The sequence below is a fragment of the Halomonas cibimaris genome (genome assembly GCF_055379665.1).
On record NZ_AP043828.1, the window covers coordinates 2,194,758 to 2,208,770 of the forward strand.

Annotated in this window: 11 protein-coding genes; 3 read left to right on the top strand and 8 right to left on the bottom strand. The window is 64.2% G+C overall.

Annotation, left to right across the window (positions count from 1 at the left end; all coding sequences use genetic code 11):
• Window positions 1–24 precede the first annotated feature (24 nt).
• Window positions 25–3,909 carry an AAA family ATPase gene (locus ACZ415_RS10205; protein ID WP_344701267.1) on the top strand — a complete coding sequence of 1,295 codons (3,885 nt, stop codon included), beginning with the start codon at window positions 25–27 and terminating at the stop codon, window positions 3,907–3,909.
• Window positions 3,910–3,918: 9 nt separating this feature from the next.
• On the opposite strand, the gene ACZ415_RS10210 is transcribed toward ACZ415_RS10205, so the two are convergent.
• Entirely contained in the window at window positions 3,919–4,245 is a 327-nt protein-coding gene (locus ACZ415_RS10210) for a YkgJ family cysteine cluster protein (RefSeq protein WP_344701265.1), read from the bottom strand.
• A gap of 9 nt (window positions 4,246–4,254) precedes the next feature.
• A complete protein-coding gene (gene queC / locus ACZ415_RS10215; protein ID WP_344701263.1) occupies window positions 4,255–4,956 on the bottom strand; it encodes a 7-cyano-7-deazaguanine synthase QueC in 702 nt (233 codons plus the stop codon).
• Between the two features lie 173 nt (window positions 4,957–5,129).
• Between queC and trhP the strand changes: the two genes are divergently transcribed.
• Both trhP and ACZ415_RS10225 read left to right on the top strand, forming a co-directional pair.
• Entirely contained in the window at window positions 5,130–6,530 is a 1,401-nt protein-coding gene (gene trhP / locus ACZ415_RS10220; RefSeq protein WP_344701261.1) for a prephenate-dependent tRNA uridine(34) hydroxylase TrhP, read from the top strand.
• 111 nt (window positions 6,531–6,641) lie between these two features.
• Window positions 6,642–7,067 carry an SRPBCC family protein gene (locus ACZ415_RS10225; protein WP_344701259.1) on the top strand — a complete coding sequence of 142 codons (426 nt, stop codon included), beginning with the start codon at window positions 6,642–6,644 and terminating at the stop codon, window positions 7,065–7,067.
• Here the strand turns inward: ACZ415_RS10225 and ACZ415_RS10230 are convergent.
• From ACZ415_RS10230 to ACZ415_RS10255, 6 genes are all read right to left on the bottom strand, one after another.
• Window positions 7,064–8,170: an asparaginase gene (locus ACZ415_RS10230; RefSeq protein WP_344701257.1), complete on the bottom strand. Its 1,107-nt coding sequence runs from the start codon at window positions 8,168–8,170 to the stop codon at window positions 7,064–7,066. The two genes, ACZ415_RS10225 and ACZ415_RS10230, sit on opposite strands and share 4 nt — an antisense overlap.
• A 39-nt stretch (window positions 8,171–8,209) precedes the next feature.
• A complete protein-coding gene (locus ACZ415_RS10235) occupies window positions 8,210–8,710 on the bottom strand; it encodes a hypothetical protein (protein ID WP_344701255.1) in 501 nt (166 codons plus the stop codon).
• A 57-nt stretch (window positions 8,711–8,767) separates the two neighbouring features.
• Window positions 8,768–10,036, bottom strand: coding sequence for a DEAD/DEAH box helicase (locus tag ACZ415_RS10240; RefSeq protein ID WP_344701253.1), 1,269 nt, complete (start codon window positions 10,034–10,036; stop codon window positions 8,768–8,770).
• Window positions 10,037–10,140: 104 nt separating this feature from the next.
• Window positions 10,141–10,725: a PqiC family protein gene (locus tag ACZ415_RS10245; protein ID WP_344701251.1), complete on the bottom strand. Its 585-nt coding sequence runs from the start codon at window positions 10,723–10,725 to the stop codon at window positions 10,141–10,143.
• A gap of 45 nt (window positions 10,726–10,770) precedes the next feature.
• Window positions 10,771–12,468 (bottom strand): intermembrane transport protein PqiB, encoded by a 1,698-nt coding sequence (gene pqiB, locus ACZ415_RS10250; protein ID WP_344701249.1) that lies wholly within the window; start codon window positions 12,466–12,468, stop codon window positions 10,771–10,773.
• A complete protein-coding gene (locus tag ACZ415_RS10255) occupies window positions 12,461–13,813 on the bottom strand; it encodes a paraquat-inducible protein A (RefSeq protein WP_344701403.1) in 1,353 nt (450 codons plus the stop codon). The genes pqiB and ACZ415_RS10255 overlap by 8 nt, the downstream gene beginning before the upstream one ends.
• Window positions 13,814–14,013 lie beyond the last annotated feature (200 nt).

Here is a 14,013-nt window from a genome sequence, read left to right on the forward strand (position 1 = left end):
GCCGCTGAGCCAGGAACTTTGCCCATGCGCGATGCTTGCGAGTCTGACCAGCTTGTCCTTCTGGGGCATTTTTCGCTCACGCGGGATCGGGACGTGCTGACCCGCTTTAGCTACGACAAGGTCAAGGCACTGCTGGTTTATCTGCTGCTCCATCGTCAGCCGGTGAGCCGCACGACGCTTGCCGAGCTTTTATGGCCGGATCAAGCCGTGTCAACCGGGCGCACCAATCTGCGCCACGCGCTGCACTGCCTGCGCCAGTCGCTGGGGTCGCGCGGGGATGACCTGCTGAGCGTATCGCGCCAGGCGATGGCTCTGACCCTGCCGGACGACTGGCAGGTCGATCTTAAACAACTGGAAACGCTGCTCGACGGCCCGCGAGACCTGGCGGGCCTTGAGGCGGTGCTGGCGTGCTATCAAGGAGACCTGGTCGAAGAGCTCGAGCTGGCCAGCTGCGCGGCCTTCCAGCGCTGGCTGGTTCAGGTGCGCAGCGAATGGCGGCAGCGCGTTATACGTTTTATCGAGCAAGTGCTTGAGGCGCATGATTCGGTGCCGGACAGCGTGCTGGCGACGTTGACCCATCGCTTTTCCGGTTACGGGCCGTTTCATCAGCGCCGGGTCAAACAGCTGGCCGAGCAGGGGCAGCGAGCCGCAGCCCACGAAGCATACAGCGCCTATCTGCAGCTGCTGGCGCTGTCCGGCCAGCAGCCGGAGCCGGCATTTTTGCGGCTGGCGCGCTACTGGTCGGACGGCGAGACGCCGCCGCGGGGCATGTCGCCCCAGGGCGCCTATTCGCGCGCGCTGGCCGCTGACAGCGCGGCGCTGCGTGAAGACGAAATCGAGCTGCGCCAGCTGTCAGTGATGGCGATTCGCCTGAGGCTTGAGGGCGAGTGGCAGGAGCGTGGTGCGCTGCAGCACTGTTTGACGCTGCAGCTAGCGCTGCTGCGCTGGCTGGAGCAGCAGTGTCACCATCTGGGCGGCTTCTGGCTGCCCGGCGCCACCGGCGGGCTGGGGCTTGCCTGTTTTGGCACCCACGGGCCGGCGCATCAGCTGGCCGAGCTGGTCGCGCTGTACGAACACTGCCGCCATGCGCTGCCCCAGCAAGCCGCGCGCTGCTGGCAAGGAGACGGCGCGCCGCCGCACTTCACTCTGGCGGCCGGGCTGCACAGCGGCCGGGCGGTCTATCTGCCCGAGCGGCAGCTGGCCGATCCGCTGGGCCAGGTCACCCAGACCTCCCTTGAATTGATGAACGCAGCGGAAGACAGCGAGCTGGTGATCTCCCGCCAGGCAAGCCAGCACATGCCGCCGGCGCTGGATTTGCAGCCGCGGCTGACTTCGCGGCTTGTCGCAAGCGATGGCCAAGTGCGCCTGAAAGCGCTGGCGCTGGGCCGCCATGACAGCGGCGGGGATGCCGTGCCGCCAAGTTTGATCGGGCGGGAAACCGCGCTTCGTCAGCTGCACGACGGGCTGGCCCGGGCCGGTATCGGGCTGCGCCAGAGCGTGATGGTGAGCGGGACGGCCGGCATGGGTAAATCGGCTCTGATGGTGAGGTTTCGCCAGCTTGAGCTAAGCCGCGGCGCGGCGATTTGCTGGCAGCCAATGACGCGGCTGTCGGTGCTGGAGCCGTACGCCGTTGCCCGCCGCCTGGTGGCCTGGCACGGCCGGGCGCACCCCGGGGCGTCGGACCTGCGCGCGCTGCAACGCCGGCTAAAGATGCCTGAGCTTGAGGCCGGCCGCCAGCGGCTGCTGGAAGAAGCGCTGGGGGCGTGCGAGCAGGCCGATATAGCGCGGCTGACGTGCACTGCAGAAGCCACTGAGCTGGTCGTGGCGCTGGTGCAGCGGCTGATTGAGCATCTGGCCGGCAATCGCCCCGTGGTGCTGATGATTGATGACCTGCAGTGGGCCGACGAGCCTTCGTTCAAGGTGCTTGCGGCTCTTCAGGCGCGTCTGCCCATCCATACAGCGTTCATGCTGGTCGCCAGCCAGCACGGCCGTGAGGCGCTGCCGGGCAAACTGTACTGGGATCAGCAGGTAGCGCTGGGGCCGCTGGATGGCGAGCAGTCATCGCGACTGCTGGCCTTGCTTGCCCGGCGCTACCGGCTGCACTTGAGTCCCCGGCTGCGCACGCAGATCATCGAGCGCTGTGACGGGGTGCCGCTGTATCTGCAGGAGCTCTGTCGGCGGCTGGACATTGACCGGCGCGAAGGGCGAAAGGTGCAGCTGGATACGCTGCCCAACGGCCTTTTCGGACTGCTGGCCAGCCGTATTGATCAGCTGGACGGCGATCGTCACGTAGCCCACGTGGCCGCCATGCTGGGCCGCCGTTTTCGCCTGGACTTTCTGGCGGCGTGCAGTAGCTGGGAGCCCCAGGCGCTTGATCGCGCGCTGGAACACATGCGCAGACGAGAGATCATCGAGCCGGCAGGTGAAGCGCAAGGGGGCGTTCAAACCTACCAGTTCAGCCACCAGCTTTTGCAGGAAGCGGCCTGCCTGTCGTGCCCGCGGGACGTGCGTCAGCGGCTGCATCAGCTGGTTGTCACGCTGATTGAAGAGCGCTTTCCGGTCTGGATCAGTCGCCATCCGGGCGATTTCGCCATGCACCTGAGCGGCAGCGGCCACGATGCCCGTAGCGCACGCTACTTCGAGCTTGCCGCTCAGCAAGCGCTCAAGGTCAGCGCCAATCGTACGGCGCTGCGTATGGCGGATGCCGGGCTGGAAAGTCTGGAACGTGTGGCTCATGAGCCGGCGCGCGCCATCAGCCTGCTGACGGTGCGCGGCCAGGCGGCGTTTGCGCTTGAAGGTCACGGCTCGCCTGCTGCGCTGGAAAGCTTTGAACGTGCCCGTGAAATGCTGCGACAAACGCCGCAGGACGATGATACGCCCGCGGATTCGGGCGCGGTATTTTTGGTCAAATGGGGCCTTTGGGTGGCACGCAGCCAGCGCTATGACCATAACGAGGCCCGTACCCTGGTGGCCGGCCTGGCAGGGCTTGCCGCGCAGCTCAAAGAGCCGCGCTACCGCCGGCTGGCCGACTACGCCCGGGCCCACTGTGCCTATTGGTCAGGCAACGTAGGCGAGGCGCATCGTCAGCTGGAGGCGCTGGACCCGCTCAATACGCCGATGATGATTGAATGGCTGCCGTTTTCTGATCACCCTCAGGTCAGCGCTGCCTGTTTTCACAGCTGGGCGCTGTGCCTGCACGGTGACTATGCGCGTGCCGAGCGCCAGGTGGAAAGTGCCATACGGCTGGCCCAGCAGATCAATCATCCCGGTACGCTGGCCATGGCGCATCTGGTTGGCTCGGCGCTGTACCGCCAGCTGGGGCACGTGCACATGGCCAGCCGCCATGCCGAGCAGGCCGCTGCCCTGTCCGATACGCCGGATCTGGCCCTGTGGCAGCTTTCCGCCCGAGGGGTGCTGGGCTGGCAGCGTGCCTTGGGCGGCGATGCCGGTGGGCTTGCTGAACTTGAGCAGTGCCTGGCGCAAATGGCCGAACTGACCGGCTTTGAGCGCTATCTACGCCCGGTGCTCTGGTACACCGATGCCTGCCTGGCGATGGATCAGCTAGGTGCGGTAGAAGGGTATCTCGACCAGTGCCTGAGCATCGCCCTGGAGCGCGATACGCTGTTTTTGCCCGAACTTGCCATGCAGCTGGCGTACGTGCGTGCGCGCCGGGGGCAAGACGTGCAGGCGCTGGCGGAGCTGGCGCTGCGCCAGGCGCGCAAGCAGGGCAATCGCCATCAGGAGCTGGCGGCTCTGGAACTGTGGCTGACCCATATTGCCCCGGACGATCCTGCCGCGCTGATCAGCTTTCGGCGCCTGCTGGGCCGCGTGCGCCACAGCGATGCGCCGGTACTGCTGCGCTGGACGCGTCTTGCCGAGCGGCGCTTGGCGGTTTCCGGGGCGCCGTGATCGTTCGTTTCACGCGGTCAGGACTTCCAGCGCGGCCAGCGTCTCCAGCGCCTGTTCACGATGCTCGCCGCAGAGCGCGCGATCGTAGCTGAACCGCTGGCATACGGCCGGGCGGCGGGGGTCGTCGAACAGCCGGCAAAGGTTCGCGTCATCCAGCTGGGCGCAGCGCACGCCGGCGGGTTTGCCGTCAGGCATGCCGGGAATCGGCGAGCTGATGGACGGCGCAATACAGCAGGCCCCGCAGCCCGGGCGGCAGCCGTCTGCAGGCGGCGTCTCTGCGGCCTGTGCGGCGAAAAAGACGGCGCTGTTTTCGCGTTGGGGTCGATCACGATGCATGGGCGCGCGTCAGGCCGGTGTCTGGGCATAGGCCAGCGGGTCGCTGACGCCGTTGGCGGCAAACGCATCCAGACGTTCGCGACAGCTGGCGCATTCGCCGCAGGCAAGCGTTTCTCCCTGGTAGCACGTCCAGGTGTCGGCGTAGTCAAGCCCCATGGCCAGCCCGTCTGCCAGAATCTCGGCTTTGCTGCGGTGCAGGTAGGGCGCGTGGACGTCCACGGGCTCTAGGTTGGCAAGGCCCGCGGCGTGGCGCATGGCCTCGACAAATTCGGGACGACAGTCAGGGTAGAGCACGTGGTCGCCGCCGTGGGCGCCGTAATCGACGCGATCGGCGCCGATATTTACCGCCTTGGCAATGGCAAGCGATAAAAGCATCATGTTGCGATTGGGCACTGCCGTGGCGGCCAGGTTGTCTTCGGCGTAGTCGCCGCCGGGCACGGCGCGGGAGGCGTCGGTCAGCGCCGAGTTGTCGATCAGCCCGTGAATGGCGCGGATATCCACCACCTGATGAGGAATATCCAGCGCTTCGCACACCCGGCGGGCGGTGTCCAGCTCGCGGACGTGGCGCTGGCCGTAGTCAAACGACAGCGCGTGCACCTCGCGGCCTTCGCGCAGGGCGCGGTGCAGCACGGTGAAAGAATCCATGCCGCCGGAGTAAATCACCACGGTGGCAGGGCGGTGGGAGGCGTGCGCGGTAGGCGTGTCAGGCATAGAGCGTGTCTCTTGGCGAAGCGTGGTGTGGAGGCGGTCCGGCGCGCCGGCAGTGTACGCCAGCGGGCGCGGCCATAAAAGGCGTTCAACCCGACGCAGGTCAAGTGAGGCGCCGTGCCGGTCTGCTAGTCTCGCCGCTTTCCTGCCACATGCCCTATGCCACGGAGCCTTTCATGTTTGCCCCCGAGCTACTTTCGCCCGCCGGTACCTTTGAAAACATGCGCTACGCCTTTGCCTACGGCGCCGATGCGGTGTATGCCGGCCAGCCGCGCTATTCGCTGCGGGTGCGCAATAACGACTTCAACGTCGCCAACCTGCACAAGGGAATTGCCTACGCCCACGCGCGCGGCAAGCAGTTTTACGTGGCGTCGAACATCGCCCCGCACAACGCCAAGCTGAAAACCTATCTACGCGATATGGAGCCGGTGATCGAGGCCGGCCCGGATGCGCTGATCATGTCCGATCCGGGCCTGATCATGATGATCCGCGAGCGCTGGCCGGAGCAGCCGATTCATCTGTCGGTGCAGGCCAACGTGGTCAACTACGCCGCGGCACGCTTCTGGCAGCGCCAGGGCATCAGCCGGATCATTCTTTCCCGGGAGCTCTCGCTTGGCGAAATCGGCCAGATTCGCGCCGAGTGCCCGGGGCTTGAAATCGAAACCTTCGTCCACGGCGCGCTGTGCATTGCCTATTCCGGGCGCTGTTTGCTGTCGGGGTATTTCAATCATCGCGACCCCAACCAGGGCACCTGCACCAACGCGTGCCGCTGGCAGTACCGCACCGTGGCCGCGGCCAAGGATGCCACCGGTGATCTGGTGCCGGCCAATTCCGCCCTGGCGCATGCTGCAAGCGGCGAGTGGGCGCCGGGGCAGGGGGTCATTGCCAGCGGTAACGGCAGCGAAAGTGGCGGCCCCGCTGCCGGTGCTCAACGCCCCGATGAGCTCTCCGCGCTTATCGAAGATCGCAGCCGCCCCGGCGAGCTGATGCCGATCTTTGAAGACGAGCACGGCAGCTACATCATGAACTCCAAGGATCTGCGCGCAGTGCAGCACGTGCCGGAGCTTACGCGGCTGGGCGTAAGCTCGCTGAAAATTGAAGGCCGTACCAAATCGCCGTACTACGTAGCCCGCACTGCCCAGGTGTATCGACGGGCCATTGACGATGCCGTGGCGGGCCGCCCGTTCGATAAGGCGCTGATGGACGAGCTGGATAACCTGGCCAACCGCGGCTATACGGAAGGCTTTTACCGTCGCCACGTGCACGACGAGTACCAGAACTATGAGCGCGGCCATTCCATCGGCGTCCACCAGCAGTTTGTCGGCGATGTTATCGACGTGGATGCGGCTCGCGGCCGGCTGACCGTCAACGTCAAAAACCGCTTTGCCGTGGGTGACAGCGTGGAGCTGATGCTGCCCGGCGGCAACCGGCGCTTTACGCTTTCGCGAATAGAAAACAAGCGCGGCGAGGCGGTCAGCGTGGCCCCGGGGTCCGGCCATGTGGTCAGCATTCCCGTTCCCGGAGAAGCCATATCGCCGGACGACGCCGAGTTTGCGCTGCTGATGCGAGATCTGTGAGCCGTCGGCGTTTGCCGTGTTAGGCTAGGCGCTCACCGCGCCCTGCGCGGGCCTGCCATTATTTTTCGGGATCATCCCCCAGCTAGCGATTGCTTATTGCGAGTATCCGACATGGCCACCATCGAACACAGCGAAATCGTCAACGCCCCGCCAGAGCGCGTTTTTGCCCTGCTGCGCCGGGTCGAGGAGTTTGCCGACTATTCCGATCTGATTGAGCGTATCGAGCCGCTGGGCGAGCAGCGCTATCGCTGGTATGTCCATGCTGTGAAAATGGACTGGACCTTTGATGTGGCCGTGGTAGAGGCACGTTCGCCTCATACGCTGGCCTGGGAATCGCTGAGCGGGGTGAAAAACCAGGGGCGCTACTATCTTGAACGCGTGCCCGAAGGCACTCGAGTGACGCTGACTCTGAGCTACGAAATCGGCAGCCGGCTGATGGAAAAGGCCGTCAACCGCGCAGCGACGCCGCTGGTCGGTAAGGTCAGCCGACAAATTCTTGAACGGGTAGAAGCCCGGCTTCGCGCCGGCGATCGCTAGTGCGCAGAAGGCTTGCCGTCGCGGCGCTCCCCGATGCAAGGGGTAAGGAAAGCACGGCGGCGAGCGTCGTCGCCAAGCCCCAGCGCCAGCAGGTGAACGAGTTTGCCGTAGGCGGCTTCCGGCGTCATGTCGCCACCGCTTAGTACGTCGGCCCGGTAAAGCCCGCTGCCGGCGGCATAGGCGCCCATGGCCACGCTGCCTTGGGGGCACTGGCTGACCGCGGCCATCAGCGTGCCCCGAGCGCTGCTTCGCCGTATGACCTCCAGCAGTGCCGGATCGTCGGCGATATTGCCGGCGCCCCACAGCTCCAGCAGCGCTCCTTTAACCCGCGAATCCTCCAGCCAGGCGCTGAGCTGCCAGGCGGCCATGCCGGGCCACAGGGCGATACGAACGACTTCGCCTTGATTGACCCGCTGATAGTCTTGATTGACCCGCTGATAGTCGGCCGGCGTGGCGTTATAAGCGGTATCGGCTGCGGCAGTGGCCGGGGGCAGGGCATGGGAAAAAAGCCGCGGTGTGTCGCGGTATTCGCCCAGTGCGGGGGCGTTGGGGCTGGCGAACGCGTCTGCGGCCGAGGCGTGCTGCTTGGTGGCCCGAGCGCCGTGGAGCAGGCGCCCGGCAAAATAGACCGCGACGCCGTCAAGCGCCGGCTTTGCGGCAAAGCGCAGCGCGCCGTAGAGGTTGTCCAGCGCGTCGCTGCCCGGCGTTTCCAGCGGCTGCATGGCGCCGGTTACGATAACCGGAAAACCCGGACGGCGCAGCTGGAAGGCCAGGCTTGCAGCGGTCCAGCTCAGTGTATCGGTGCCGTGCACCACCACCACGCCGGCGTAGGCGGCCTGATGGGCGCGAATGTCATCGGCCAGCACCTGCCAGTCCAGCGGCGTCACCGCGCTGGAGTCGATCAGTCGCGAATAGCTGTGCACTTCCCATCCGGGCAGCGCCCGGTGTTTTTCGGCGGGCAGCGTCGCCAGAGCGCGCTGTAGCCGGGCGGCGAAATGACCGCCCGGGGCCAGGCCGTCGCTGCCGGGCAGCATACCGACGGTGCCGCCGGTGTAGATCACCCGTATCGGCAGGGTCGTATCGCCGGCTGATCTAGCGTGCATGTCTATCTCCTTGGCCGGGCGGCGTGTTGGCATGAACGACTAGAGATGCGGGCGCAAGTCGCCGCGTACGGCATCCAGCAGCGTAACGAAGTGCGCGTCGTTGCCGTTATCCACGCAGTCCACCCGGACACTGGTGCGCATGCCTTTGTCGATGTGTACCTGATCGAAAATTTCCAGCGTGATTTTGCGCGCGGGCTTGTCCCCGGGCGCCATGATGCCGTCTTCCAGGGTGAAGGTTTCTACCAGGGTGGCGCGCACCCGCGCCTGCTGGCCTTCGCTGAGCAGGCGGCGAATAAACAGCCAGCCTTCGCACACCAGCGCTTCGCCGCCTTCACGGGTGCGTAAAAACAGCGTGCGGTAGCAGGCTCCTTCGGCTGCGGCTTTTTCGGCCATGCTGCGATAGGCCTGCACCACAGGCCCGGACGAAGCGCGTGCCTCTTCCAGACGCTGAACGATGCCGGCGTGTTCGCGGCTCAGCTGTTCCTGATGCTGAAAGGTGAGCCAGCGGCGATAATCGGCAATCAGATCGGACGAGGCCATGGTCACTCCAACGATGGGTCAACAAAAAGCGATAAAAGGTGCGAGCAAGCGACGAGACTAGCGGCTTTGGGAGCTGCGCTGGCGATTGCGTGAGCGCCGCGGCTTTTGTTCGCGGTCGGCACCGGGCGTGCGCTTGGCATTGCGCGGTTTCCCGGAGCGACGGCCGTTTTCGATCGGCTGGGGCACGGCGTTGGGGTCCGGTTCAAACCCTGGTTCCACGCGGCGCTCCAGGGGTTTTTTGATCAGCCGCTCGATGTTTTTCAGCAGCTGGGCTTCGTCGACGCATACCAGCGATACGGCTTCCCCCTGGCGGCCGGCACGGCCGGTACGCCCGATGCGATGCACGTAGTCTTCGGCAACGTTGGGCAGGTCAAAATTGACCACGTAGGGCAGCTGGTGAATGTCCAGCCCGCGTGCGGCAATGTCGGTGGCAACCAATACCTGCAAATCACCGCTTTTGAAGGCGCCGAGTGCCCGGGTGCGGGCGCCCTGGCTTTTGTTGCCGTGGATCGCCATGGCCGGGATTGAGCGCTTGGACAGCTGCTCCGCCAGGCGGTTGGCGCCGTGCTTGGTGCGGGTAAACACCAGCACCTGATACCACTTTTGCGTGTCGATCAAATGTGCCAGCAGCTCGCGCTTTTGCTCGCGATCGACCTGATAAACCACCTGCTCGATCTTGTCGGCGGTGGTGTTGCGCGGCGCCACGTCGATTTGCTGAGGGTTGTGCAGCAGCTGTTTGGCCAGCGCCTGAATGTCGTTGGAGAAGGTAGCGGAGAACAATAGGTTCTGCCGTTTGGGCGGCATCAGCCGCAAAAGCCGCTTGATGTCGTGGATAAAGCCCATATCGAGCATGCGGTCGGCTTCGTCAAGCACAAGAATTTCCAGGCTTGACAGATCAACGTGCCCTTGCTGGTGCAGGTCCAGCAGCCGGCCGGGCGTGGCGATGAGGATATCCACGCCGCGCTTGAGCGCTTCTACCTGAGGGTTCTGGCCCACGCCGCCAAAAATGACCTGGGTGCGCAGCTTCAGCCCGGCGCCGTAGGCGGCAATGTTTTTGCCGACCTGTGCGGCCAGCTCTCGGGTCGGCGCCAGTACCAGCGAGCGTACCTGCCGGCTTTTGGCGGGTTTGCCGTGGTTCAGGCGCTGCAGCATGGGCAGGCCAAAGCCGGCTGTTTTGCCGGTGCCGGTCTGGGCGCTGGCCAAAAGGTCGTCGCCGTTGAGTACGGCAGGTATTGCCTGGGCCTGAATGGGCGTAGGCGTGGTGTAGCCTTCAGCGTTGATCGCCTCAAGCAGTTCGGCCGCTAAGCCAAGGTCAGAAAAATCCATAGTATCTCCGCACGGCGTTGGACATAAGCGCCGTGTTAAAACGCCGGCCGCGTTGCCCGGCCGTCAACAGTAATAAAGCGTTATGTGATAAACGCAGCCGCGCACTATAACACGGCGCGCCGGATGCCGGTGGCAATCTCGCCGGCGGCCTGCTCAAGGCTCTGGCCAAGGGCGCGCACCAGTGCGGGGTAGCCGTCCTGCTCAAGCGCGGTGCGGGTTGTGAAGCTGGCCATGTGCACAAGCTTGCCGCCGGCGCTACGCAGCTGCCACTGGCCGCCGGCGAGGGCATAGCCGTCGTAGCGCCCTTGAAACTGGTCAATGCTGATACGCAGCGTGTAGGCGTCGGTGTCGCCGGCGCTGCCCTGAACGACCCGCCAGGCGGGCAGGTCTTGCGAGAGATGCGCCTGGAGGTTGCGTCTCAGCTGCTGGTCCAGGCCTTCGGCCCAGCGGTGGTCGCGGGCTTCGCGCAGCTCGATATCGTCGAGCTGCATGACGATACCTTCAACGTCCAGATAGTGCGCCAGGCGTAGCCGGCCAAGTGCCAGCGTGGCCTCAGCGGCGTTGGGTATCTCGGGTGTGGTGGCCGGGAGCACATAGCGTGCGGACGGCGTCACTTTGCCGGCGCAGCCGCCAAGCCCGAGGCTTAGCAGCAGCGCGATCAGCAGCAGCGGACGCGGAAAGGCGAGCATGGCGTTTCCTTCTGGTGGCATTGGCCGGTACGTGCCGGGCTCATGTCAAGGAGCGGACGGTGCGCGCGGCACGGGATCTTTTGTTTCCAGGTTATCGAACAGCAGCGCCCGGGGATTTTCATTTAACGTCTTGGTCAGCGGCTGCAGGTCGCGCAGCGAGCGTTCGATACGCTCCATAGTCGAGCGTATGTCTTGATAGACCGGCGACCCCGGAGATACGCCTTCCAGCGTCGTGCGAAGTTCCTTGAGCGTTGCATTGAGGTTGCCGCCGATGTCTTGGGTTTCCGGGCTGTCGAGCAGCTTGTTCAGCGACCGGGAAACGTTCTGCACTTCGTTGAGCGTGGCTTCGGCCGCCTGCATGTTGCGATCCAGACCGCTGATCAGCGGCTCGATATTCAAGGCGTTGAGCTTTTCCAGCAGCGCTGTGATCTGGGCCTGTATCTGGTCAAACCCGCCGGTGGTTGTAGGAAAGACGCGCACGTCCGCGAAGGTTTCGGCGCTATAGGGATCGCTCGGCGCGTCCTGGAAGTTCAGGTCGACGAACAGCGCGCCGGTGAGCAGGTTGCCGTTTTTGAGCGTAGCACGCAGGCCTATGTCGAACAGTCGTTCAAAGCGTGTTCGCCACTCGTCAAGCTCAATGCCGCCCTCGGCCATGCCCAGGCGCTGGGGTTCAATCCGAATCAGCACGGGAATGGCAAAACTGGAGCGTGAATCCGGCTGGGGGGCATCGAAGTTCCAGGGGACTGCGGCTACGGTACCCACGCGAACGCCGCGAAACTCGACCGGCGCGTCTTTCGTCAGCCCGCGAACGGTGTCGTCGACCAGCAGCACGTATTCGATGTAGCGATCAAAGGTGCCCTGGCGCGCGCTTTCTTCATCGGCATAGAGGCTAAAGCGGGTGTCGGCACTGACTTGTTTTCCCGTGGGCAGGTCGGCGGGCACGCCAAAGCTCACGCCGCCGCCCAGCAGAGCTTCGAGGGACTCAAGGTTGATGCGTATGCCGTCAGCGTTCAGGCGAAAATCGATGCCGCTGGTATTCCAAAAGCGGGTGTTGTCGGTCACCAGGCCGGTATAAGGCTTTTCAATAAAGATGTGGTTGGATACGCGGCGCTTATCGGGATTGAAATTAACCTCTTCCACGCGACCGACGGTATACCCTTGATAGGACACCGGGTCCCCGACTTTTAACGAGTTGCCCAGCTGGCTTTCCAGCTTGAGCTGCAGCCCGGCGACGCCTGCCGGGGCGACCGGCGGCACGTCGCTGACCTTGAATTCGCGCTGAAAATCGTCTGAGCTGCCGGGTTCGAGCTGTATGTAGGCGCCGGACAGTACGGTATTGAGCCCGCTGATGCCCTCGCGGCCGATGCGCGGCTTGACCACCCAGAAGCGGCTGTCTTCGGTGAGCATGCCGTCGGCTTCGGGATGAATGCGGGCGCCGATAACGGCATGAGACAGATCGTCAGAAAGGCGCACGCTTTGCACCTGACCGACTTCAACGTTGCGGGTGCGGATCAACGTTTTGCCGGCTTCGATGCCCTCGGCATTGTCCATGGTGAGGGTAATCTGGGTGCCGCGGCTGGTGTAGTTATCGTATACCAGCCACATACCGATGGCGACGGCGATTAGCGGGATGATCCAGATCGGCGACAGCCTGGCCTGCGGCGATGCCTTGGCGCGATCCGGGCCGGAGGCCGGCGCGGAGTCGTGTGGCGTACGCTGGGCGTGAGAGGGTTCGTTAGCCATCGGCGCTTCCCTGAGAGGCTTTGGTGTGTGAGGGCACTTTCCGGGGCAAGGGCGCGTCCCAGATCAGGCGCGGATCAAATGACATCGCCGCCAGCATGGTGAGCACAACCACAGCGCCAAACGCAAGTTCAGCGGGTCCGGGGGTAATCGACATCAGCGTGCCGGCCCGGATAAGCGCGACGAGAATCGCCACGACAAAGACGTCAACCATGGACCAGCGGCCGATAAATTCGGTGACCCGATACAGCACGGTGCGGCTGTGGGCGTTTAACCGGTGGCTGCGGCGGGCGACAAGGCACAGCCAGCCAAGGGCGAAGAGTTTGCCCACCGGGACGATAACACTGGCGATAAAAATAACCAGCGCAACAGGCCACGAGCCTGACTGGTATAGCTCCACCACGCCGCTGATAATGGTGGAGGAGGACGTTTCCCCCAGATTGGTTACGTTCATGATGGGATAAAAATTGGCCGGAATATACATGACCGCCGCCGCTGCGAGAAGCGCCCAGGTGCGCTGCAGACTATGCGGCCGGCGAGCATGCAGATGTTCGCCGCAGCGGCGACAGCGCGTCTTTTGCGTTTTTGCCAAGCGGTTGACCAGACCGCAGGTGGGGCAGCCGGTAAGCTGCTGGGCAGCTGCGGGAGCCCCGGTTTGAGCGCCTTGTGGTGCCAAGGGTTCATGGTCGAGGGAAAACCACAGCCAGTCGGCGTCCAGTGATTGGCTGGTCAGCAGCAGCAAAAAGGCAAAAGCGCAAAATGCCCAAAAGGATAAGCCCAGCGACACCTGCGCCAGTCCGGCAATTTTGATCAGGCTGACCAGAGCGCCAATGATAAAAACGTCGGCCATCATCCAGGGGGTCAGATGGGCAAGCGCACGCGCAATGTCGCGGCTAAACGGCAGCGGACGATAGCGCATAAGGCCCAGCTGCAGCCACATGACGGCCAGCAGGTAGCAGGCGGGCAGCACTACGATGGTCAGGATAACCACGACCGCCACGACCGGCTGATGAAAGCTGATCAGTGCTGTGGCCGTTTGGGGCAGCTCAATGGAGTTGCTTACACCGCTGACGCTGAAGCTGATAAAGGGAAAGGACACGGCAACCATCAGCGCGACAAGCGCTGCCATGGCCAGTGCCATGCTGCGCTGCGCCGGATGGTGGTGCCGTCTTGCCAGCGTATGGTGACATCTCGGGCAGGTGGCCTTCTCGCCGGCCGTCAGCGGCGGCAAGGCACAAAGCCAGTCGCATTCGTAGCAGGCGCGCAGCCGCCGCCTTCGGGTGTGTACTTCAGGCGGAGAGCGGTCGACATACGGAGCGCGATGAGGGATCGCGGGTCGCTTGAGCATGCGATGACGAATCAATTCTTCTCCTTTTGCGTACGGTCATCTTCCATAGCTGAGCTGGAAGGCACTGTCTGAGCGCCGGGGGCAATACGCCGGGCGTTTGCGACATGCCTAGGCGTTGATGATGATCAATGCTTGACCCACCCCTTCGCTTCCATAACGATGCAGCGCGATACTACCCAGATAAACTTACGAAGGAAACG